Origin of the sequence: Streptomyces sp. NPDC059816 (assembly GCF_042732055.1) — a bacterium.
Classification (GTDB): domain Bacteria; phylum Actinomycetota; class Actinomycetes; order Streptomycetales; family Streptomycetaceae; genus Streptomyces.
Window position 1 is genome coordinate 246,085 of the sequence record NZ_JBHWIQ010000008.1, and the last position, 20,682, is coordinate 266,766.

Genomic DNA, 20,682 nt, shown 5'->3' on the forward strand with positions numbered 1-20,682 from the left:
TCAGGCGTGCAGTGCGGTCGGCGTCTCCGTGCGGGCCCGCTCGTACAGCGCACGGGCATGCCGGTTGCCGAGGTGCGGCTTGACCAGACCGAACATCTGCTTGACCCGACGGTCCACCCGCCCGCTCTGCACCAGGGGCAACTCGTCCAGCACCTGGTTCCAGATGGCGCAGGCCGCCTCCAGATGACCGTGCTGCAACTGGTACTCCGCGAGAGTGGCCCGCTTCTTGAGGCGCCCCCGCCGGTAGATGGAGTAGGTGAGCCGGTCGGACTCCTCCAGGGCGCTGATGGCACCCCGAACGTCACCGAGCTCATGGCGTGTATGCCCGATGTGGTAGTAGAGCGCCGCCGGATCGTAGGAACCGAACGTCGTCTGGCGGGACTCGGCCCTGTCCATCGCTTGTTCGGCCTCCTTCAGGTGCAGCATCGCCTGGGAGGCGTCCCCACACTGTGCGGCTGCGTGCGCCTGTTGCCCCGCGAGGAAGGCCCGCATGCGCGGACCCGCTTGCGGTGATGCGGACGCGGCGGCGTCGGCGAGTCGCCGCGAGGTCGGGCCGTGCCCGAGTTCAACGGCCTGGACGCTCATGCCGCGCAGCGTCGTGCAGTACGTCAGGTGGTCCTCCGACGCGCCGGCCAGTTCCAGGGCCTTCAGGTAGTAGCGCTGCCCGAGGCCTTCGAGGCCCTCGTCCACCGCCATGTAACCGGTCAGGTAGCAGAGGTCCGAGGCGGCGGCCATCATCGCCTTTCGCACGACGTCGGGGGCCTGCGCCCGGAGATAGGGCACGACCGTGTTGACGAGGAACGCCGCCGCCATCGGCCTCGCGTGCCGGCCGCCGAACTGGTCGTCCAACTCGGAGATCCGCTCCGTCATGGCGATCACCATGTCGACGTCCGGCATCCCCATGCGGGGCGCCACCTGGTGCCGGACCCGCTCCATGCGCCCCACGACGTCCGGCCAGCCCGGAACGGTCAGGGCGACGCTGAACAGGCTGGCGTTCAGGACGCCCCGCCGGGAGGGTGACATGTCGCTCTCGCCCAGACCGGCGATCCGTTCGCTGAGACCCGGGTCCGCGGCGGCGTCGGCCGGGGGGAACCCCACTTCCCGATCGGTGATCGGACGGCCCAGTCTCCGGGACAGCGCTTCGCGGACCAGGTGCCGGGCCTCCGCACGCGGCACGTGTCCCTGGAGCCATTGGTGGACCGACGACGCCCGGTAACTGCTCGGGGTGCCCCGCTCCGTGGCGATGCGGTTGACCAGCTGGGCGAACTGCCGCAGCGTCCACCCGGCCTCCCGGTGGAGCAGCGCCAGGCGTCCGTTGGGCTCTCGATCGACCAAGGTGTCCAACTCCTCGTTCCACGGCGATTCTTGACACTTTGGAAAGCGGTCCTCGCATCCACCGTACCGCCGGACGGTGACCGAGCGGTTACCTCTTGCGTGCGGAGAGCTACCGCACGGAAGGAGAAACGACATGGCCGAGGATCAGGGTCCACCACCCGTGGGGGCCTTCGTACGGGACACCGCACGGGGGAAGGCGGGAACCTTCAGGGGCGAGATCGGCGGCCGGTGGCTGCTCCGGCCGCTCGGCGGCGGACGGGAGTGGGAAGCGGAACCCTCCCGGGTGGAGACCCTGGCCGAACCCGTGACCCGAACCATCCGGTTCCCGTTCGACGACCGGTCCCCCTCCCCCGTCCCCGGACTACGACTCCTGCCCTGGTCCTCCCCCGAAGGCAAACCCTGCTACCTCGCCACGGAGGACGAGCACGGCTACCTCGCCCGGCTCGCCGACGGCGTCGAAGCCACCCAACTCTCCATGGCCGAGGGCCTGCTCGGCCACACCAGGGCGATGCTCAAGGAGCCCGCACTCACCCTTCCGGAACTCCGCTTCACCGCCGCCCGCCTCGCCGAGGCACTGACCGACACCCTCCGCATCGCCCACAGCCGCGGCAAGCGGCCGGACTGACCGCACGGTCGCCCGTCCGCGGACCGCGGACGGGGCGTGCCGAGGGGTCGGGACAAGGTCAGGCGTCGGGCCGCCAGTCGAACGGGAAGTGTTTGCTGGACCCGCCCCGGTAGGCGCGGGAGAAGTCGAAGCCCTCCGCGCGGTCCGCACTCACCACGCCCCAGGTCGCGACCTGCCCGGGCCCGACCTCCGCACCGGGCGCGTTGATCAGCTGCACCCGGCGCCCGGGGTCCGCGGTGGGGCCGGTGAGCGCGACGGCGCCGACGTCCACCCGGTCGGACACGGTGGCGCGCCAGTACGCGAGGTCCGGCGCGGCGTCGAAGTGGATCGGTGCGTACTCCACGCCGCGCACCTCGCTGATCAACGAACCGAACGTACCCGGCCAGCCGCCGACGTTGCCGCGGAAGAGCTCCTCCAGGGCGTGGCGCTGGGCCGGCGTCCCCTTGGCGTCGACGTAGAACATCGCGGCCATCGTGGCGTCGGGGTCGCCCACCCACATGTTCCCGGCGAACTCGCCGAGCGCCACGACGCCCAGGCCGTCCAGCCGGACGTTCCCGAAGTGGCCTTCGTGGATCTGCCAGACCAGCGTGAACAGGCAGGCGCCGTCCGTCGGCGCCTGCGCGAAGGTGCAAGGACAGGGCATCGAGCAGCTGCACACGTCGAACCACTCGCCCTTGAGGTGCCAGTCGGTCCCGCTCATCACCGTTACCCCTTCCTGGATACCCCGGCGGGGTATCCACTCGAATGAGGCTAGCCCGAGTCCCGACACTCCGTCAAATACCCTAGGGGGGTACCGAGTTGATGATGTTCGACCCACGGAACAGGAGCCCCGTGTCCACGTCCGTGCACACGCGTGTCACAGGACGACGACAGCGCCAACCGGACATGCCGGTTCCCCGCTCCTGCACTGCGAACGGGTTGCCCGCCCGCCGACCGCACCAGCCAGGAGACCGCCCGCATGACCGAGATGACCTCCCCCTCCGTGATCCGGCGCCCTCGCCCCCGGGCCGCGGTACTCGCCGCCGCAGCCACGGCACTCGCCCTGGCCGCCCCGGTCGCGGTGACGGCGGTGCCCGCGCAGGCCGCCCCCGCCGACCCGGTCTCGGTCCTGAAGTACACCGCCGGCGAACGCAAGGCGGCCCTCGCCTACTGGACGCCCGCCCGCATCAAGGCCGTCGGGAAGTCCGTGGACCTCGGCCCGACCGGACCGAAGAGCAAGCCCTGGCGGGGCACCGCGTTGAAGACGGTGGGACGCCTCTTCTTCGTCAACGCGAACGGCTCCGACACCTGGTGCACGGCCACCGCCGTGAAGAGCGCCAACAAGTCGACCGTGATGACCGCCGGCCACTGCGTACGCCGGGGCTCCTCCCCGTACAACACCCACACCGACATGGTGTTCGTCCCCGGCTACCACAAGGGCCAGCAGCCGCACGGCGCCTTCGCGGTCCGCGCCGCCGCCACCCCGCGCAGCTGGCAGAACGACTCCGTCAACGACCTGGCCGCGCTCGCCGTCGACGCCGACAAGAGGGGCCGCAAACTCACCGACGTCGCGGGCGGCCAGGCCATCGCCTTCCACCGCGCCGTGGGCGGCACCGTCTCCGCCTTCGGCTACCCCGCCACCCGCCCGCAGCTCGGCGAGGAACTCCTGCGCTGCACCGGCACGGCCAAGAAGGAGCAGGGCACGCAGTTCATCCCCTGCGACATGACCGGCGGCGCCAGCGGAGGCCCCTGGTTCGCGGACTTCAACACCACCACCGGCAAGGGCACCCTGGTCTCGGTCAACAGCACGATGGACTCCTTCACCCCGACCAAGATGTACGGCGAGGTGCTGCGCGCCACGGCCCAGAAGGTGTACGACCGCGCCCAGCGCGCGTGACCGGCCGCCCGGGACGCGACACCTGCGCCGAGATCACTGACCGTTCCCCTCTCCGGTGCGACCTACTCGGCGTCGAGCTGGTGGTCGGCCCAGACGTAACTCTCGGGCAGCAACTCGGTGATCAGGGCGGTTCGGACGCGGTCACCTGCGCCGACGATCACCTTGATGGTGGGGAAGTAGTCCAGCAGGACCTGACGGCACCGGCCGCACGGGGGAACGACACCCCGGTCGCGGTCCCCCACGGCGACGATCGTGTCCAGCTCGTACGCACCCTGGGCGGCTGCCGCACCGATGACGACCAGCTCGGCGCAGGGCCCTCCGGTGAAGTGGTACGCGTTCACTCCCGTGACGATCCGGCCGTCCCGGGCGCGGGCCGCGGCAGCCACGGTGTGGTTCTCGCCCTGGCAGCGGGTGCGAGCGGTGTGCTCCGCGGCCTCGATGAGTTCGCGGTCGACGGGGTCAACGGGGTCGACGGGGTGGGTCTGTTTGGTCACCTTCGCTGCCTTCGTCAGAGCCGCAAGCGCTGTCGGCCCCTGTGACGGGGGTACGCGAGCGGGTTTCGGCGGAGTACTTGGTTCCGCCACGTTGTCGCGGCGGATCCTACTGCGCTGCTCCTGCGCAGCGGATGCGATCAGCGCGCCCGCAGGACGATGGTGTCGTACACCGGGAGTCGGTGAACTGGTGACGGAATTGACCTGTTGACCCAGTGCGACTGGCGACCAGCCATTCCGGGCAGGTAGAAGGCTATGAAGGAGGCGATGGTCGACTGGGCCAGGCAGATCGCGGAAGCCGAGCTTGGTGATGTGCTCTCTCGACGGTGGGCGCATAGCAAGGGAGTCGCAGCCCGAGCGGGCAGCGTCGGGCAGGTCTTGGGAAAGGATTCCGATCTGTTGGCGGCAGCTGCTGTGCTCCATGACGTCGGGTACGCACCCCGGCTTGCGGTGACCGGCTTCCATCCACTCGACGGCGCCCGGTTCCTCCGTGACGAGCACGGTGCTGACGAGCGGCTGGTCCGGTTGGTGGCGAACCACTCCTTCGCGCTGCTGGAGGCAGAGGAACGCGGACTGCGGAAGACGCTGGAGGCGGAGTTCCCCCTGCTGGAGGAGCCCCTGCTGGTGGATGCGCTGGTGTACTGCGACATGACGACCACACTCGACGGGGAGAGCACCACCACCCAGGAGCGGGTAGCGGAGATCTTGGGCCGCTACGGGACGGACAGTCTCGTCGGGCGGTTCATTCGTCGGGCGGCACCGGAAATCTTCGCTGCCGTGGAGCGGGTGGAAGCAGCCCTGGCGAGTCAGCCCAGGTAGGGGTACGTGCCGGCCAGGTAGTCGCCGATCTGCTGGCGCATGCTCGGGTGGATGTCGTACGCGTCCAAATCGTCCGACTGGATGAAGCGGACGCCATCGGCCTCGTCGTTGATCGTGGGCTCGCCGCCGACCGGGCGGCCGATGTAGGTGTTCTCGTACTGCTGACGGATCTCGCCGTCGGTGTAGGCGACGATGTGGTGCGGGTTGGTGTAAACGCCGAGGAAGCCGGTGACCTCGGCGACGATGCCGGTCTCCTCCAGGCATTCGCGCACCGCGCACTGTGCCGCCGTCTCGCCGATGTCCTGGGCTCCGCCGGGCAGGGCCCACTGGCCGGTGTCGCGGCGGCGCTGGAGCAGGATGGCGCCCTGGTCGTCGACGACCAGGAGGTTGCTGGCCGGGATGAGGGTGTTCGCCTTCGGGGCGGTGGGCTCGTTGTAGTACTCAGTTCTGCCCATGTGTGGCGGTCCCCTCCTGGTCGGGTGTCCAGGGCCGCGCGGCGGCCCAGACGGCGTCGAAACTCTGAGCGTAGTTGTCGAACCACCCAGTGGCGTCAGCCCTTCTGAGGTGGAGAAGCGGGTTGGCGCTCGCCGGCTGGCCCCAGACGTGCGGGTTGATCAGCAGGTCGTCGTCGTAGCGGAACATGGAGGTGTAGAGCGTCGTATCGTGCAGCCGCACCTCGCACCCTGTCTCGGAGAGCAGAGAGCGGTAGTAGGTGAGGGAGGCGCGGATCTTGGCGGACAGGGTGTCGCCGATGCCTTCCTCACGGCCCCGGATGGCGACCGACGTGCCGGTGGGATCGCCGAAGCACAGCCGTACCCGGACCCCTTCGGCCGCCCTCTCGGCGAGCATCTTCGCCACGTGTGGGTTGGACTGGGCGAAGAAGGTGCCGGAGAAGACAAGGACCCCGATCTGCTGCCGGGACTCCCGGAGCAGCGAGAGCCAGGTGTCCCGGGGAACGCTGGCCCGGTTCTGGTAGGTACCGACGAGCTCGGCACCAACTCCGGTGCCGGGTCGGCTGACGCGCGGGTGAGAACCGGGCCAGAGGAAAGCCTCCTCCACCCGCAGGTGCTGCGCGACGCTGAATCGGTGCCGAGGGTGGGGCAGGCGCCCGCCGAGCCAGCGGCCGACGGTCTTGGGATCTACCTCGCAGAGTTCCGCGAGCGAATCGGGTGAGACGCCACGCTGGGCAAGTACGGAGTGCAGTCGCTCGTTCACGGGTCTCATCGAAGCCGAAACGGTCAAGATCGCACAAGGACGTTATGGGACGTTCTATGAAACGGGGGGCAGAGACGGATCCCTACCCTGGCGACATGCAGCTCATCGTTCTGTGGGACATCGACCACACGCTCATCGACAACGCCGGGGTGAGCAAGGAGATCTACACGGCGGCATTCTCGGCATTGGCGGGGCGTGTACCGGCCGGGCCTGCGCGGACAGAGGGGCGTACGGATCGTCTGATCATGCGGGAGATGTTCATCCGGCACGGCCTGCCCGAACCGAGCTGGCCCACCGTTGAGGCCGCCCTCGCCCAGGCCGGAGAGGAGCGTCTTGCCGATCTTCGCAAGCGGGGTACCGCCCTGCCCGGAGTGCGTGACGCCCTCAAAGCGGCCTCGATGCGCGATGGCTGGATGTCCTCGGTCCTGACGGGGAACATCGCGGCCAACGCCGACGTGAAACTGTCCGCCTTCGGCCTCGATTCCCTGCTGGACCTGTCTGTTGGTGCCTTCGGCGCCGATGCCGAACAGCGTCCCGATCTTGTGGGTGTCGCCCGGGAGCGGGTCCAGCGCCTCCGCGGGGTGACTGGTGACGTGCCCGTGGTGCTTGTCGGGGACACCCCGCGCGACGTCGAGGCCGCCCTGGCCACGGGTTCTGGGATCGTCGCGGTCGCCTCGGGCATCCACAGCTCCGAAGAACTTGCTGCGGCCGGCGCTGCCACCGTACTCGCCGACCTCTCCGACACATCGAGCCTCGTCCGGATCCTGGAGTCCTTCTCAGCACGCTGAAAACGTCCCAGGGCGTCCCCGTGCCGTCCGCATACGCGGTGATGCTGTCCTCGCCCGCTCGGCCACCATCAGGTCTCCAGTCAGTCGACCGGCCAAGGAGGCTCATGTGATCGGGGAAGTCACCGGAATTCGCAGGATCCGGATGCTGTACTTGCAGTTGCTGTACCGCTGCAACTTCGAGTGCCTGCACTGCTTCCACGGCAAGCGTCTCCAGCATGCCAACGCCTTCACCCCCGACCAGGCGATCAACCTGCTCACTCTCATGCGCGACGAGTACGGCACCGAGTCGGTCACTTTGCTCGGCGGTGAGCCGTTCGTCTACAAGGACCTGCCTCAGGTCGTCCGGTACGCCAAACAGCAACTGGGTCTGCGGATCGAGATCTGCACCAACGGATACCGGATCGAACCCCGGCTCGCCACGATCGCCCCGTACCTGGATCTGCTGAGGGTCTCGCTGGAGGGCGTCGGCTCGACCAACGATCACATCCGCAGGTCCGGCAGCTACCAGAGCGCACTGAACGCCCTCGGTCTTGCCCGCGAACTCGGTGTCCCCACCGGCGCGACCATGACCGTCAACTCGCGGAACATCACCGAGGTACTCCCCCTGGCCGGCATCCTGGGGAACCTCGGGGTGCGTCAGCTCAAACTGCACTGTCTGCGGCCGGTCGGCAACGCCACCTCCCACCCCGAACTCCTGGTCACCGACTCCGCCGCGTACGCCGATCTGCGTGAGCGGCTCAAGGCGGCCGAACTCGCCATCGAAGTGATCGTCGACGAAGACCTGTCCGAGTACGGCGCCCCGGAGGTCTGCGCCCCCGCAGGCGGCCCGTCGGAGATCGACCGGATCGAGGCCGACCCACGCGGCGCGCTCACCATGTCCTGCAAAGCGGTCGGCAGGGACTCGCACGCCTTCTGGTACGACAAGCCCGCCGACCGCATCGTCCACCGGCCCAGCCCCATCAACGAACTCACCCTCGCGATTCCCGACGTGGTGTACGCGCGTGTCTGAACAGCCGCTGTTCGAAAGTCTCGAAGGGCTTCGCGGTACCGGCAAGTCGACCATCGCACCCATGCTGGCCGCCGCCCGTGGGGCAGTCCTCGTACCGACTGTGCCGCCCTTCTACCAGCCCTTGAGACGCGAGGTGGACCGCAGGGGGAGCGCCGAAGCCAGGATGTGCTTCTACCTTTCCGCGCTCTTCACCGCCACCGACGAGATACGACGGTCTCTCGCCTCAGGGCTCCCCGTCGTCGTGGAGAGCTACTTCGCCCGCTGCCTGACCAGCCATCGGGTTCTTGGTGCCGATCTCGGCATCACGCTGCCGCCCGGTCTTCCACAGCCCACCAGCTACCAGCTGGTCTGTACCGAGGATGAGCGCCAACATCGCCTCAGCCGACGGGGGAAGCCCGTCTCCCGCTGGGACGCCCTCATCGAGACTGCGGCCGACCGGGTCGCCGATGCCTACGCCGAGTTCTCGATGCGCCGCGTGGACACCACAGGTCTTCGGCCTGACGGAGTACTTCAGGCAATCCTGGCCGCCGATACGCAAGGAACCCATCACTGTGCGGACACAGAGCCTGTGGGAGCACACCCTCACTTTCTTCCCTCAGTTCCTCGCCGCCCTGAAGGAACACGCCACTCCTGACGCCACCGTCGCGGTCATCGGAGCGAGCGACGGCAAGTTCGTCCTGCCGCTGGCAGCCGCCGGCCATCGCGTCATCGCCGTCGAGCGCGACCCACTCGCCCTGCACGGAGGCGAGGTCAGCCTTCCGGGTGACGAACATGCCCACGCGAAGGGCCTGATCGAGCGGCTCGAACTCGAAGGGCTGCGCAACCGCGTACGGATCGTGGAGGAAGACTTCCTCCGGATCGAGCCGTCGGAGATGCCCTGTGACGCGGTCTGGACAAGCTGTTCATGGCACTACAGCGCCAACCATCGTCACCCGCTCGCCACCTTCGTCGACCGCATGCAGCGTCTGGTCAAGCAGGGCGGACTGTTCGGGGCGGAGTTCATGATGCCGGTGAATCAACGTCATCATCCGGTCGAGCACTACACGTCTCCCGAAAGGCTCGGACGTCACTTCATCGGCGACTGGGACGTCCTGCTCACACTGCGCACGAACGAGTTCAACGAGCGGGCCCACATCGGTCGGCTTGAGGATCACACCCACCGGATGGGCCTGCTCCTCGCGGCCCGTGCGTCCGCCGCCCACAGCTACGAGAAGAAGGAAACATGAAGCACGAGTACGAGGCAAAGTTCCTGTACGTCGATGTCGCCGGCCTTCAAACGAAACTGGCCGAGCTCGGCGCCGTCCAGGCGTTCCCGCGCACCCTCCTCACCCGCAAGATCTTCGAGAACGACTCCCTCGACAAGGGAGCCTGGATCCGGCTCCGAGACGAGGGCACTCGCTCGACGCTCACGCTCAAGCAGGTCACCGACGCCACCACGATCGACGGCACCACCGAGATCGAGACCGAGGTGACGGATCTGCCCGCCATGGCCGACATCCTCCGTCACTTGGGCCTCCGTGAAGTCCGCTACCAGGAGAACTACCGCGAGGAGTGGCGCCTGGGAGAGATCGCCTTCGACTTCGACACCTGGCCGGACCTTCCGACTTTCATCGAGATCGAAGGGCCTGACGAGCCCTCGGTTCGCCAGGCCGCCGCTCTTCTCGAACTGGATTACTCCGAGGCCAGGTTCGGCAGCGTGGACGAAATCTACAAGAGCGAAACGGGGCGCGACATTCTCACCGAGCCCACTCTCCTCTTCGCCGACGCCGCGCAGAACGGGTCGGCACCGGTAATCGCCCAGCGCGACTGACCCTGAGGGCTGATCCGTGCTCCTGGAACTGGCCATGCCATCTCGTGCAATACCCGGGACCGGACGCATTCCCCCGGCGCCGGGCCCCGGCTGCTCCCCTGGTCGTCCCCCGAAGGCAAACCGTGCTACCTCGCCACGGCCGACGAGGACGGATACCTCGCCCGACTCGCAGGCGGAGTGGAAGCCACCCAACTCGCCATGGCCGAAGACCTGCTCGGACACGCCCACTCGATGCTCGACGAACCCAAGCTCACCGTCCCGGAACTCCGGTTCACCGTAGCCCGGCTGGCGGAAGCGCTGAGCGACACGCTCCGGGTGGCCCACAGCCGGGGCAGCCGCTCGAAGTAGGGGAAGGCTGACCCTGTGCGGGGGCCGGCCGGACGGCCAGCGCCACCAGGCCCGCGAACGCCGTCGCCGTCAGAACGAGGTGCGGGCCGTCCGGGTCCTTGCCGTCCCGGACCCGGACCGTGCCGGTCGCGGGTCCGGGCGCCCACTGCACGCACTGCCCGCCCTCACCACCGCTGTACGTGCTCTTGCGCCAGGAGGCCGGTCCCGGAACGGTTCCGGGAGCGGTGCTCACCGACCGTGCTCTTCTGCGATCTCCCGGATGAACGACAGGGAGAGGTCCGGCGACAGGGCGGAGGCACGGAGGCGTTCGTAGGCGGTGCGGGCGTTGCCGACGGCCACTGCGGAATCGTTCACGTGGCCCACGTCCCGCGCCTCCGAATACACGACGGTGGGCCCCTCGTTGGGCTTCAGCAGCGTGAACGCCATGGACGAGGCCGGGGCGCCGGCGGTGAACCGGAGCACCTGGAGCGTCACATGGGGACTCGCGGCCTCACGGAGCAGGTAGCGCAGTTGGCTCGACATGACGGCCCGGCTGCCGACGACCGTGCACAGGACGGACTCGTGCAGGATGATCCACAGCAGCGGCGGCATCGTGGTGTCCATGACCTCGCGACGACGCATCCGCGCTTCGACCCGCGCCTTGATCTGGAAGTCGTCCTCCCTGGGGTGCGCGGCGCGGAAGGCGGCTTCGGCGTAACTCGGCACCTGGAACATGCCCATCACGAACATGTTGCTGTAGTCCTCGATGCGGGCCGCCTCCCGTTCGAGCTTGAGGTAAGGCACGAACCATCCTGGATGCCCTCGTTCGTTGATCCGGTTGAGCAGGCGGGTGAACCAGCCCGAGGTGCCGAAGTAGCGGTCGCAGCCCTTGGCGAACGCCGTCGAGGGCAGCGCCTTTCCACTGCTGACCTTCAGTACGTAAGGCACTTCGTACCCCGTCGCGTCGGCGAGGTACTGCGGTGTCACCCCCTTGTGCAGCAAGGCTTCGGAGATCTCGCGTCCGAACCATTCCAAACCGTCCGTCGGCCCAACAGCTCCTTCGGTCATATATTCAACTCCAGTGCTTTTCGGGCGGTTTGGAAACTCCCTCCCCCTTCAGGAGGTTACGCGCGGCTCATCCCAATGAGGAGGGACGTACGCTCCGTAGTCGGACACGCGGTCCGCGCGTGTGACCGGGCGGACACCAGTGCGGGGCGCCCGCACCGGTGGAGGTGCGGACGCCCCGGGGTCGCGGTGGCGGCGACGGCGACGGCGCCAGAGGAGTTGACGCGGGAGCTATCCGTGGCGCGGGGTGGCGGCGAGCAGCGCATCGACCAGGGTGCGGTCATGTGCGTGGGTGAGCCGTGCGCGGGCCTCGTCGGGGACCAGCCACAGCAGGTGGTCCACCTCGTCGTTGGGGACGAAGCGGCCCTCCGTGGCCTCGGCCGCCCAGTAGGAGACCTGCTTGGGACGTCCCCCCACCTCGTAGCGGACCGTGGGCAGCACCGTACCGGGCAGACAGGCGTACCCGGTCTCCTCGGCGACCTCGCGCAGCGCCCCGGTCAGCGGGTCCTCGCCGCGTTTGAGCTTGCCCTTGGGGTGGCTGTAGTCGTCGTAACGGGGCCGGTGGACGAGGCACAGTTCGATGTCGTCCCCGTGCGGTGCGCGTCGCCAGAGCACGCAGCCGGCCGCGTGGATCGTGCGGTCCGTGCGGGGGGTTGCGTCGTCGCTGGTGGCGTGGCTGGTGGCGTCGTTCATCCTCCGGTCACCTCCCGGGTCCAGGCCCGCTGGAAGGCGTAGCGGGCCGCTTCCACCTCGTGGCGCTGGTCGGCGTGGAGCACCCCGAGGGCGTACGCGGTCGCCGGGGCGATGCGCGGGGTGCGGGCCGCCGTGGCCGCCGCCGTCGCCGCCTCGGACGCGTCGCGGTGCTGGTCGAGGGCGCGTCCCGCACGCAGCAGCCGGGCGGGTTCCGGTTCGGCTCCGGCGGGCGCGCCCAGTACCTCGTGGGCGTAGCGGTGCAGTCGCAGCAGGAGGCGGACCTGGTGCCAGGGGGCGTCCTGGGCCTGCGGCGAGGGGTCGGCGGCGAGCGCCTCGGCGTTGTACGGGTGCCCGGCCGTGAGCAGGGGCAGCGTGCCGGTCGCGTCGAGGAGCCGGGCCTCGGCCTCGGCGGCGAGGGTGGTGAGCGCGGCGGCGGGGGCCGCGGCGGCCGGGGTGAGGGGGACCTCGCTGGCGAGGACGGCGACACGGTCGGCAACGGCGTGGAAGCGGGCGGAGCCGAGGGCCTGGAGGGCCGCCGAGTGGGCCCGGGTGCGGGCCAGGGTGAGTTGGCGTTCGAGGAGGGCGCCGGCCTTGGCGGCGCCGAGGGTGAGGCTGCCCGGGGCGCCCGCGGGCGGCGGGACGGACGGGCCGGCGGCGGGCGGGGCCGCCGTGCGGACGGGCCGGGTGCCGACGGCGGTGCCCGCCGCCCCGGCTCCCCCTACGGCGGGTGCCGCCGTACGGCCGGGCGGGTGCGCGGTGCGCGTCGGGCCCGGTACGGGCACCTTGCCGGAGAGCCGGGCCAGTGCGGCGAGCAGCCGTTCCAGCCGGTCGCCGTGGGCGTGTTCGCTGGCCAGGGTGCCCGAGAGCCAGGCGAGTTCGGCGCGCAGCGCGTCGGACCACTCGTGGTCGAGCAGCGGGCGGAAGGTGTGCAGGGTGCCGCTGATGCGGCGGGAGGAGCGGCGCAGTCGCGCCGCCGCCTCGGCCGGGGCGGGGTTGCCGCCCGCCCCGGACCCGGCCTCGCGGTGCAGCCTGAGCGAGCGGAGGAAGTCCGTGGCGCAGCCCTGGAGGTAGGCCGCGAGGACGTCCCCCGCCGTCGGGTGGACCACGGGGTCAAGGTTTCGATGTGCCACGCCTGCGCCTCCGGGCGTCAATGAGCATCTCCTGTACGTTCCGCAGCGGTTGGCCGTCCGCGTCGGTCGCGTGTCGGGTCCATTCGGCGTCCGGTCCCAGGTGCCACGAGCTGGTGGAGTCGGACATCCCGGTCTCCAGCAGCCGGTTGAGGGTGGCCCGGTGGGCGGGATCGGTGACCCTGACGAGCGCTTCGATGCGGCGGTCGAGGTTGCGGTGCATCATGTCGGCGCTGCCGAACCACACTTCGGGTTCGCCCCCGTTGCCGAAGGCGAAGATCCGGGAGTGCTCCAGGAAGCGGCCGAGTACGGACCGTACCCGGATGTTCTCCGAAAGGCCCGGAACGCCGGGTCGCACGGCGCAGATGCCGCGGACCCACACGTCGACCGGCACCCCCGCCTGGGACGCCCGGTAGCAGGCGTCGATCAGGGCCTCGTCCACCATGGAGTTGGCCTTGATGCGGACGTAGGCGGGGCGGCCGGCGCGGTGGTGCTGGACCTCCTTGTTGATGCGCGAGATCAGCCCGTCCCGCAGTGACTTGGGGGCGACGAGCAGCCTGCGGTACGTCTCGCGGCGGGAGTAGCCGGACAGCCGGTTGAACAGGTCGGACAGGTCGGCGCCGACCTGGGAGTCGGCGGTGAGCAGCCCCAGGTCCTCGTACAGGCGGGCCGTCTTGGGGTGGTAGTTGCCGGTGCCGACGTGGGAGTAGCGGCGCAGCGTGTCACCCTCCTGGCGGACCACCAGGGACAGTTTGCAGTGGGTCTTGAGGCCGACGAGCCCGTAGACGACGTGGCAGCCGGACTCCTCCAGCTTGCGGGCCCACTTGATGTTGGCCTGCTCGTCGAAGCGGGCCTTGATCTCCACCAGAACGAGGACCTGTTTCCCGGACTCGGCGGCGTCTATCAGCGCGTCGACGATCGGGGAGTCGCCGGAGGTCCGGTACAGGGTCTGCTTGATGGCGAGGACGCCCGGGTCGGCGGCGGCCTGTTCGAGGAACGCCTGCACGGAGGTGGAGAAGCTGTCGTACGGGTGGTGCAGCAGCACGTCCCGTTCGCGCAGCGCGGCGAAGATGTCCGGCGCGGACGCGGACTCCACCTCGGCGAGGTCGCGGTGGGTGCCGGCGATGAACTTCTGGTACTTCAGCTCGGGCCGGTCCAGCGAGGAGATCCCGAACAGGCCGGTGAGGTCGAGCGGGCCGGGCAGCGGGTAGACCTCGGCCTCGCTGATCTTCAGCTCGCGCACCAGCAGGTCGAGCACGTACCGGTCGATGGACTCCTCGACCTCCAGCCGCACCGGGGGTCCGAAGCGGCGGCGCATGAGTTCCTTCTCCAGGGCCTGGAGCAGGTTCTCGGCGTCGTCCTCCTCGACTTCGAGGTCCTCGTTGCGGGTGAGCCGGAACATGTGGTGCTCCAGCACCTCCATGCCCGGGAACAGTTCCTCCAGGTGCGCGGCGATGACGTCCTCGATCGGTACGTACCGCGAGGGCGAGGCCTCCAGGAACCGGGACAGCAGCGGGGGCACCTTGACCCGGGCGAAGTGCCGGTGCCCGCTCACCGGGTTGCGGACGACGACCGCGAGGTTCAGCGAGAGGCCCGAGATGTACGGGAAGGGGTGCGCGGGGTCGACGGCCAGCGGGGTCAGCACGGGGAAGATCTGGTGCCGGAACAGGGTGAACAGCCGGGCCTGCTCCTTGTCCGTCAGCTCGGCCCAGCGGACCAGGTGGATGTCGTGCTCGGCGAGGGCCGGGGCGACGTCCTCCTGGAAGCAGGCGGCATGGCGGGCCATCAGTTCCCGGGAGCGGGCCCAGATCATGTCCAGCACCTCGCGGGGCTGGAGTCCGGACGCGGAGCGGGTGGCCACGCCGGTGGCTATGCGGCGCTTCAGTCCGGCGACCCGGACCATGAAGAACTCGTCCAGGTTGCTGGCGAAGATGGCCAGGAAGTTCGCCCGTTCGAGGAGGGGGGTGTTCGGGTCCTCGGCGAGTTCGAGCACCCGCTCGTTGAACGCGAGCCAGCTCCGCTCCCGGTCCAGGAACCGGCCCTGGGGGAGCTGGGCGCCCTCGGTGTCGTCGTCCTCGTAGGCGTCGAGGTCGGCGTCGATGTCGGGTTCCAGATCGGACACCGCCGCGGAGACGGTGTGCGGACGGTGCGCGGCGATCGACCCCACGGAGGGCTGCGCGTGCTGGACCTTGGCATGGGCGTCTGGCTGACTCATGGTCCCATTGTTCCGCTTTACCGGGCGGGGCGGCGCGTCGGAGCGGGCGCGGGGGAGCGCGGGCGTCCCGTTGGCTCGGGGGGCGGGCGCGGCGGGCTGCATGCACCAAGCGTGGCAACCCCGTCTGAATGCGTGGTTACGAGGACATGACGTGCGGGGCAGCGCGAGGCGGCCCCCGGACGCCGTGGTGCGGGCGTCCGGGGGCCGTGGGGCGAGGCCGTGGCCGTGGTCAGGGGCCGTGGCCGTGGTGCGTGGTCGAGGGCCGTGGTCAAGGGCCCTCCGGTACGGGCCGGGCGCGCGGGGTGGCGTGCCTGGCCCGTCCCCCCGTGGAGCAGGTTTCCGGGGCGCGCGGCTCCGGGGCCTCGGTGCCTCGGTGCCTCGGGTTTTAGGGTGCGATCTTGCGCAGCACCCGCAGCGAGACGAAGACGGCGAGCGCGGCGAGCGCCAGCACGATGCCGGTCTCCACGAGCTGGAGCGGCCAGAAGTGGGAGGCGGGGTGGAACTCGTTCCAGCGACCGACGATGCCCTCTCCTTCGAGGCAGCGGTGGTAGTCGACGACGTCGTGGTTCTGGCGCTGGCAGGTCTCCCACCGCCAGGGCATGCGGTGTCCGTCGGCGTGCAGCCACCCGTCGCGGGCGGGGTAGGAGTTCGGCAGCACCGGCCAGTTCTGCTCGTGCAGCCACTGGCGGGACTCGGTGGGCCACAGGTACGGGCGGAGCTCGGACAGGCCGGCGAGGACGCCCGCCGTCACCAGTGCCGCGACCGACATCGACAGGAACACCCGCCGCAGCACCAGCCCGACCAGGGAGCCGACCGCGACGCCCAGCAGCAGGTAGGCCACCAGGACCGGGCCGAGCGCCGGGAACGTGTCGGTGTCGTACCAGGGCATGATGTCCCGGGACGTCACCCGGACGAACCGCAGCAGCCCGACGATCACCACGCCGACGACGGCCGCGACGGCGCCGAACACGGCCAGGCGGACGGTCAGCCACCGGGCCGGGGTCTGGGACTGGGTCCACGCCAGCCGGAAGGTGCCGGACTCCAGCTCCCGGGCGACGAGCGGGCCCGCGGCGACGACCGCGGCCAGCACCGCGGCCGTGATCAGCCACAGTCCGTACTCGTTGCTGAGCAGCCGGTACCAGGACGCCGCGTTCTGGTAGCCGAAGAGCTCGGTGCCGCAGTGGGTGGGGCCGGTCCACGCTTCGCCGATCGGCTTCAGGCAATCGTCCCGGTCCGCGGCCATCCGCTGCCACAGGTACAGGCCGAAGGTGACGACGACGGCGAGGAGCAGCAGGAGGCCCACGGCCCGCAGCAGGCCCCGGTGGACCAGGGCCGCCGCGCGCAGCGACGGACGGAACCCGTCGGCGGCGGGGCCCCCGGCGGGTGCGGCGGGCCCGGACGTGCGGGGGGCGCGCTGCGTCGTGGAGACGTCGGGGGCGCTCATGCGGCCACCCCCGTACGGCTGACCGCCGGGTCGGCGCCGGGGGTGAGCAGCGTGGGGGCGCCGGGTGAGCGCAGATGGGCGAGCAGGACGTCCTCCAGGGTCGGCTCGCTGGTCTCCCAGCCGGATTCGACGGGGCCCGTGGGGCGGATCAGGGCGGTGGTGCCCCGTCCGGTGGCCCGGGACTCCACGACGGTGTGGGCGGCCAGCTCCTCGACCGGGCCGCGCCCGACGACGAAGGCGTGGGCGTCCATCAGGTCGTCGATGGCACCGCCGAGCCGGACCCGGCCCTCGCTGACGAGGAGCAGGAAGTCACAGGCGGTGGCCAGCTCGCCGAGGATGTGCGAGGACATCACGACGGTGGTGCCGTGCTCGGCGGCCTCCGCGAGGAGGGTGCCCATGAGCTGGTGGCGGGCGAGCGGATCGAGGTCGGCCATCGGCTCGTCCATGAGCAGCAGCTCGGGCCGCTTGGCGAGGGCGAGCGCGAGCGCGACCCGGGTCCGCTGACCGCCGGACAGCGCCTTGATCCGGGCGCCCGCGGGCAGCGCGCCGTCCCCGACGATCCGCCGGGCGACGGTGGCGTCCCAGCGGCCCGGGTTGAGCTCGGCGCCCAGTCGCAGCGTCTCGCCGACGGTGAGCTGCGGGTACAGCGGCTTGTCCTGGGCGACGTAGGCGAGCCGCTCGCGGGCGGCGGCCGGTCGGGTGCCGAGGACGGACAGGGTGCCCGTGCTCGGGTGGGCGAGCCCGGCGGCGAGGCCGAGCAGCGTGGACTTGCCCGCGCCGTTGGGCCCGACGACGGCACAGACACGGCCCGCGGGCAGCCGGAAGTCGCAGCCCCGCAGGGCCCAGCCGTCCGTGGCGCCGGTCCCCCGTGCGCGGCGCCCGCCGTAGCGTTTGCCGAGGTCGGCCGCCTCGATGGCGGTCTCGGTCATGCGGTGTCCCCCTTGTGAGTCCGTCCGCCCTCGGACGGTCCGGTCAGGTGTGGTGCCGGCGGTGTTCCGTCGGCGGCGGTGAAGTGCTCGTCCAGGACCGAGGTGAGCAGCGCGGACGCGTCGTCCCGGTCGAGCCCCGCGGCACGGGCCCGGGCGGCCCACGCGGACAGCTCGGCCCTCAGCGGCGAGTCGGCGGCCCCGGCACCGAGCCGACGTCGCACGAAGGTGCCGAGTCCGCGGCGAGCCTCGACCAGGCCCTCCCGTTCCAGCTCCCGGTACGCCTTCAGGACGGTGTTCGGATTGATGGCGGTGGCTTCCACGACCTCGCGGGCGGTGGGCAGCCGGTCACCCGGTTCCAGCAGACCGAGCCGCAGCGCCTGCTTCGTCTGCTGGACGATCTGGACGTAGGTGGCGACGCCGCTGCGCCGGTCGATCCGGTACTCGACCACTCGAACAACCACCCTTTCACTAATTGAGTAGTGAAAGGGTGGTGCAAGTCTCCGGTGATCGTCAAGTCGAACCCGGAAATACGCCCCTGACCTGCGATGATCCCAAACACTCCCACACCAGGAGCCGCCCGGGACGTCAAGCGCCCCGCTTCCTTATATCGGGCATACGCGGTTCTGTCGGGCTTCTCAGCTCGTCCTCAGATCGCTCTCATCCGCTCCCGACACGCTCATGGACATGACCGAAAGCTCTCGCCGCGACAGCGGTTCCCCCGAACGCGACCACGACCAGCAGCACGGCGCCCCGACCGGCGGAACCCCGGACGCCACGGCGCCCCGGACGCACCCGGTCCCGCACGCCCACCCCACGCACCCCTCGTGGAGCAGCGACCCCGGACCCCAGCAGTACGGACACCAGCAGTACGGGGGTCAGCAGCACGCGGGTCAGCAGCCGGCGTACGGGGCCTACCCCCCGCCACCGCCCGAGCCGCCCGACGGGCCGTCCGGAACGGCAGCCGAGACGCCCGCGGTCGCCTGGGGCACCAGCCCGGTCCCCGAGGGCGCCCCGGCACCCACCCCGGCGGCGGGTCCGCGCCGACGCCGGGCGCGCCGCCCGTTCGCCCTGCTCGCCACCGTGGCGATCGTCGCCGCGGCCGTGGGCGGCGGCACCGCGTACGGCATCCAGGAGCTCACCACCCACCAGACGACGGCCTCCTCCGTCGCCGCGAGCCCGGTGGCCTCCTCCAGCCGCGGCACCGTCGCCGGCGTCGCCGCGGCCGTCACACCGAGCACCGTCGAGATCAAGGCGTCCGGCACCGCCGGCCAGTCCACCGGCTCCGGTGTGATCATCACCTCCGACGGGGAGGTCGTCACCAACAACCACGTGGTCGCCGGCGCCACCGCCATTCAGGTGACGACCAGCGACGGCAAGAAGTACGCCGCCGAGCTCGTCGGCACCGACAGCAAGAAGGACCTGGCGCTGATCAAGCTGAAGGACGCCGCCGGGCTGAAGGCCGCTACCCTCGGCAACTCGGACCGGGTCCGGGTCGGCCAGGAGGTCGTGGCGATCGGCTCGCCCGAGGGCCTGACCGGCACCGTCACCAGCGGCATCGTCTCCGCCCTCAACCGCGACGTCACCGTGGCCAACAACCAGGACCAGCCGCGGCAGCCGGGCGGCGACTGGCCCTTCGAGTTCGGCGGACGCGAGTTCAACGGCGACCCCGGCGCGTCCACCACCACGTACAAGGCCATCCAGACCGACGCCTCGCTCAACCCCGGCAACTCCGGCGGCGCCCTCATCGACATGAACGGGCACATCATCGGCATCAACTCGGCCATGTACAGCGCGAGCAGCGCGGGCGGCGGCGACGCGGGCAGCGTGGGCCTGGGGTTCGCCATCCCCGTCAACACGGTGAAGGCCGATCTGCCGGCCCTGCGAGCCGGAGCGGACGGCTGACCGGCCCCGTACCGTACCCCCCGTAACCCCGGTACCCCCGTACCCTGCGCCCCGTAAGCCCCACACCCCACCTCCCGCCGCACCGCACCCCCTGATCCACCCACACCCACTCACTCACCGGAGCCGTACCGATGAACTCCGCGCCCGAAGGCGAACCGCAGCGCATCCTGATCGTGGACGACGAGCCCGCCGTGCGCGAAGCCCTTCAGCGCAGCCTCGCCTTCGAGGGCTACCTGACGGAGGTCGCCGTCGACGGCGCCGACGCCCTGGAGAAGGCGGCGGCGACCCGCCCCGACCTGATCATCCTGGACATCCAGATGCCCCGGATGGACGGTCTGACCGCGGCCCGCCGGGTGCGCGCGGCCGGCAGCCTGGTGCCCATCCTGATGCTGACCGCACGCGACACCGTCGGAGACCGCGTCACCGGACTCGACGCGGGCGCCGACGACTACCTCGTCAAACCGTTCGAACTCGACGAGCTCTTCGCCCGCATCCGGGCCCTGCTGCGCCGCAGCACCTACACCACCGCCGCCGGACGGGCCCCGGAGGGAGACGTCCTCTCCTTCGGCGACCTGCGCATGGACCTGGCGACCCGCGAGGTCCACCGGGGCCGGCGACCGGTGGAGCTGACCCGTACCGAGTTCACCCTGCTGGAGATGTTCCTCGCCCACCCCCGCCAGGTCCTCACCCGCGAGCAGATCCTCAAGTCCGTGTGGGGCTTCGACTTCGAGCCGACCTCCAACTCCCTGGACGTGTACGTGATGTACCTGCGCCGCAAGACGGAAGCGGGCGGCGAACCCCGGCTCGTGCACACCGTGCGGGGCGTCGGGTACGTACTGCGGCCGGGCAGCACGGACGGGACCCCGTGAGCGGCGTTCCCCCCGCGGCAGGAGAACCGGAACCCGGAACCCCCGATCCGCGGAACCCGAACCCCGGCGGTGGGGGGGGGGGGGGGGGCCCCCCCCCCCCCCCCCGCCCCCCCCCCCCCCCCCCCCACCACCCCGCACAGCGG

General features: G+C 70.5%; 24 protein-coding genes. 11 read left to right on the plus strand and 13 right to left on the minus strand.

The features are described 5' to 3' along the window. Positions 1 to 1,335, minus strand: a complete 1,335-nt coding sequence (locus ACFV88_RS13950; protein ID WP_385490003.1) for a tetratricopeptide repeat protein — start codon at positions 1,333 to 1,335, stop codon at positions 1 to 3. A 133-nt stretch (positions 1,336 to 1,468) separates the two neighbouring features. Here ACFV88_RS13950 and ACFV88_RS13955 point away from each other — a divergent pair, with 133 nt between their 5' ends. Continuing rightward, on the plus strand, positions 1,469 to 1,960 hold the full coding sequence (locus tag ACFV88_RS13955) for a hypothetical protein (RefSeq protein ID WP_385490006.1): 492 nt from the start codon (positions 1,469 to 1,471) through the stop codon (positions 1,958 to 1,960). 58 nt (positions 1,961 to 2,018) lie between these two features. Here the strand turns inward: ACFV88_RS13955 and ACFV88_RS13960 are convergent, their stop codons facing one another. Continuing rightward, a complete protein-coding gene (locus ACFV88_RS13960; protein WP_385490009.1) occupies positions 2,019 to 2,660 on the minus strand; it encodes a DUF1326 domain-containing protein in 642 nt (213 codons plus the stop codon). A 258-nt stretch (positions 2,661 to 2,918) separates the two neighbouring features. On the opposite strand from ACFV88_RS13960, the gene ACFV88_RS13965 reads away from it, so the two are divergent. Continuing rightward, entirely contained in the window at positions 2,919 to 3,836 is a 918-nt protein-coding gene (locus ACFV88_RS13965; protein WP_385490012.1) for a trypsin-like serine peptidase, read from the plus strand. 62 nt (positions 3,837 to 3,898) lie between these two features. On the opposite strand, the gene ACFV88_RS13970 is transcribed toward ACFV88_RS13965, so the two are convergent. Next, positions 3,899 to 4,330, minus strand: a complete 432-nt coding sequence (locus ACFV88_RS13970; RefSeq protein WP_385490015.1) for a cytidine deaminase family protein — start codon at positions 4,328 to 4,330, stop codon at positions 3,899 to 3,901. 252 nt (positions 4,331 to 4,582) lie between these two features. On the opposite strand from ACFV88_RS13970, the gene ACFV88_RS13975 reads away from it, so the two are divergent. Next, entirely contained in the window at positions 4,583 to 5,146 is a 564-nt protein-coding gene (locus ACFV88_RS13975; RefSeq protein WP_385490018.1) for an HD domain-containing protein, read from the plus strand. Here the strand turns inward: ACFV88_RS13975 and ACFV88_RS13980 are convergent. Together ACFV88_RS13980 and ACFV88_RS13985 are read right to left on the minus strand one after the other, a co-directional pair. Then, entirely contained in the window at positions 5,134 to 5,601 is a 468-nt protein-coding gene (locus tag ACFV88_RS13980; protein ID WP_385490020.1) for an NUDIX hydrolase, read from the minus strand. The genes ACFV88_RS13975 and ACFV88_RS13980 overlap by 13 nt on opposite strands. Continuing rightward, complete coding sequence (locus tag ACFV88_RS13985; protein WP_385490023.1) at positions 5,588 to 6,361, minus strand: XRE family transcriptional regulator; 774 nt, start codon at positions 6,359 to 6,361, stop codon at positions 5,588 to 5,590. The genes ACFV88_RS13980 and ACFV88_RS13985 overlap by 14 nt, the downstream gene beginning before the upstream one ends. 95 nt (positions 6,362 to 6,456) lie before the next feature. On the opposite strand from ACFV88_RS13985, the gene ACFV88_RS13990 reads away from it, so the two are divergent. The 6 genes from ACFV88_RS13990 (at position 6,457) to ACFV88_RS14015 (ending at position 10,316) form a co-directional block, all read left to right on the plus strand. Further along, positions 6,457 to 7,149, plus strand: a complete 693-nt coding sequence (locus tag ACFV88_RS13990; protein WP_385490026.1) for an HAD family hydrolase — start codon at positions 6,457 to 6,459, stop codon at positions 7,147 to 7,149. A 106-nt stretch (positions 7,150 to 7,255) separates the two neighbouring features. Next, positions 7,256 to 8,158, plus strand: coding sequence for a radical SAM protein (locus ACFV88_RS13995; protein ID WP_385490028.1), 903 nt, complete (start codon positions 7,256 to 7,258; stop codon positions 8,156 to 8,158). Next, complete coding sequence (locus ACFV88_RS14000; protein WP_385490030.1) at positions 8,151 to 8,792, plus strand: hypothetical protein; 642 nt, start codon at positions 8,151 to 8,153, stop codon at positions 8,790 to 8,792. The genes ACFV88_RS13995 and ACFV88_RS14000 overlap by 8 nt, the downstream gene beginning before the upstream one ends. After that, positions 8,710 to 9,384, plus strand: a complete 675-nt coding sequence (locus ACFV88_RS14005) for a class I SAM-dependent methyltransferase (RefSeq protein ID WP_385490033.1) — start codon at positions 8,710 to 8,712, stop codon at positions 9,382 to 9,384. Before ACFV88_RS14000 ends, ACFV88_RS14005 begins: the two co-directional genes overlap by 83 nt. Further along, entirely contained in the window at positions 9,381 to 9,968 is a 588-nt protein-coding gene (locus ACFV88_RS14010; RefSeq protein ID WP_385490036.1) for a class IV adenylate cyclase, read from the plus strand. The genes ACFV88_RS14005 and ACFV88_RS14010 overlap by 4 nt, the downstream gene beginning before the upstream one ends. Before the next feature lie 177 nt (positions 9,969 to 10,145). Then, on the plus strand, positions 10,146 to 10,316 hold the full coding sequence (locus tag ACFV88_RS14015; protein WP_385490214.1) for a hypothetical protein: 171 nt from the start codon (positions 10,146 to 10,148) through the stop codon (positions 10,314 to 10,316). Here ACFV88_RS14015 and ACFV88_RS14020 read toward each other — a convergent pair. The 8 genes from ACFV88_RS14020 to ACFV88_RS14055 form a co-directional block, all read right to left on the minus strand. Beyond that, the gene (locus ACFV88_RS14020) at positions 10,240 to 10,548 is read right to left on the minus strand and encodes a DUF397 domain-containing protein (protein WP_385490038.1); all 309 of its coding nucleotides are present in this window, start codon (positions 10,546 to 10,548) and stop codon (positions 10,240 to 10,242) included. The two genes, ACFV88_RS14015 and ACFV88_RS14020, sit on opposite strands and share 77 nt — an antisense overlap. Further along, positions 10,545 to 11,363, minus strand: coding sequence for a helix-turn-helix transcriptional regulator (locus ACFV88_RS14025; RefSeq protein ID WP_385490041.1), 819 nt, complete (start codon positions 11,361 to 11,363; stop codon positions 10,545 to 10,547). Before ACFV88_RS14025 ends, ACFV88_RS14020 begins: the two co-directional genes overlap by 4 nt. Positions 11,364 to 11,591: 228 nt before the next feature. Beyond that, positions 11,592 to 12,053 (minus strand): NUDIX hydrolase, encoded by a 462-nt coding sequence (locus ACFV88_RS14030; RefSeq protein ID WP_385490043.1) that lies wholly within the window; start codon positions 12,051 to 12,053, stop codon positions 11,592 to 11,594. Continuing rightward, positions 12,050 to 13,183 (minus strand): CHAD domain-containing protein, encoded by a 1,134-nt coding sequence (locus ACFV88_RS14035; RefSeq protein ID WP_385490045.1) that lies wholly within the window; start codon positions 13,181 to 13,183, stop codon positions 12,050 to 12,052. The genes ACFV88_RS14030 and ACFV88_RS14035 overlap by 4 nt, the downstream gene beginning before the upstream one ends. Further along, positions 13,164 to 15,395 (minus strand): RNA degradosome polyphosphate kinase, encoded by a 2,232-nt coding sequence (locus ACFV88_RS14040; protein ID WP_385490048.1) that lies wholly within the window; start codon positions 15,393 to 15,395, stop codon positions 13,164 to 13,166. The genes ACFV88_RS14035 and ACFV88_RS14040 overlap by 20 nt, the downstream gene beginning before the upstream one ends. A 385-nt stretch (positions 15,396 to 15,780) precedes the next feature. Next, complete coding sequence (locus ACFV88_RS14045) at positions 15,781 to 16,839, minus strand: ABC transporter permease (protein ID WP_385490051.1); 1,059 nt, start codon at positions 16,837 to 16,839, stop codon at positions 15,781 to 15,783. After that, positions 16,836 to 17,768 (minus strand): ABC transporter ATP-binding protein, encoded by a 933-nt coding sequence (locus ACFV88_RS14050; RefSeq protein ID WP_385490054.1) that lies wholly within the window; start codon positions 17,766 to 17,768, stop codon positions 16,836 to 16,838. Before ACFV88_RS14050 ends, ACFV88_RS14045 begins: the two co-directional genes overlap by 4 nt. Next, positions 17,765 to 18,217, minus strand: a complete 453-nt coding sequence (locus ACFV88_RS14055) for a GntR family transcriptional regulator (protein ID WP_385490192.1) — start codon at positions 18,215 to 18,217, stop codon at positions 17,765 to 17,767. Before ACFV88_RS14055 ends, ACFV88_RS14050 begins: the two co-directional genes overlap by 4 nt. 235 nt (positions 18,218 to 18,452) lie before the next feature. Between ACFV88_RS14055 and ACFV88_RS14060 the strand changes: the two genes are divergently transcribed. Both ACFV88_RS14060 and ACFV88_RS14065 read left to right on the plus strand, forming a co-directional pair. Beyond that, a complete protein-coding gene (locus tag ACFV88_RS14060) occupies positions 18,453 to 19,670 on the plus strand; it encodes a S1C family serine protease (RefSeq protein ID WP_385490057.1) in 1,218 nt (405 codons plus the stop codon). A 131-nt stretch (positions 19,671 to 19,801) separates the two neighbouring features. Next, positions 19,802 to 20,539 carry a response regulator transcription factor gene (locus ACFV88_RS14065; protein ID WP_385490060.1) on the plus strand — a complete coding sequence of 246 codons (738 nt, stop codon included), beginning with the start codon at positions 19,802 to 19,804 and terminating at the stop codon, positions 20,537 to 20,539. The last annotated feature ends 143 nt before the right edge of the window (positions 20,540 to 20,682 follow it).

Coding starts and splice junctions, on each gene's coding strand:
- ACFV88_RS14040 (WP_385490048.1), bottom strand. CDS start 15,395: ATGAGTCAGCCAGACGCCCATGCCAAGGTCCAGCACGCGCAGCCCTCC.
- ACFV88_RS14010 (WP_385490036.1), top strand. CDS start 9,381: ATGAAGCACGAGTACGAGGCAAAGTTCCTGTACGTCGATGTCGCCGGC.
- ACFV88_RS13975 (WP_385490018.1), top strand. CDS start 4,583: ATGAAGGAGGCGATGGTCGACTGGGCCAGGCAGATCGCGGAAGCCGAG.
- ACFV88_RS14025 (WP_385490041.1), bottom strand. CDS start 11,363: ATGACCGAAGGAGCTGTTGGGCCGACGGACGGTTTGGAATGGTTCGGA.
- ACFV88_RS14045 (WP_385490051.1), bottom strand. CDS start 16,839: ATGAGCGCCCCCGACGTCTCCACGACGCAGCGCGCCCCCCGCACGTCC.
- ACFV88_RS14065 (WP_385490060.1), top strand. CDS start 19,802: ATGAACTCCGCGCCCGAAGGCGAACCGCAGCGCATCCTGATCGTGGAC.
- ACFV88_RS13980 (WP_385490020.1), bottom strand. CDS start 5,601: ATGGGCAGAACTGAGTACTACAACGAGCCCACCGCCCCGAAGGCGAAC.
- ACFV88_RS13965 (WP_385490012.1), top strand. CDS start 2,919: ATGACCGAGATGACCTCCCCCTCCGTGATCCGGCGCCCTCGCCCCCGG.
- ACFV88_RS14030 (WP_385490043.1), bottom strand. CDS start 12,053: ATGAACGACGCCACCAGCCACGCCACCAGCGACGACGCAACCCCCCGC.
- ACFV88_RS13960 (WP_385490009.1), bottom strand. CDS start 2,660: ATGAGCGGGACCGACTGGCACCTCAAGGGCGAGTGGTTCGACGTGTGC.
- ACFV88_RS14050 (WP_385490054.1), bottom strand. CDS start 17,768: ATGACCGAGACCGCCATCGAGGCGGCCGACCTCGGCAAACGCTACGGC.
- ACFV88_RS14060 (WP_385490057.1), top strand. CDS start 18,453: ATGACCGAAAGCTCTCGCCGCGACAGCGGTTCCCCCGAACGCGACCAC.
- ACFV88_RS13955 (WP_385490006.1), top strand. CDS start 1,469: ATGGCCGAGGATCAGGGTCCACCACCCGTGGGGGCCTTCGTACGGGAC.
- ACFV88_RS13990 (WP_385490026.1), top strand. CDS start 6,457: ATGCAGCTCATCGTTCTGTGGGACATCGACCACACGCTCATCGACAAC.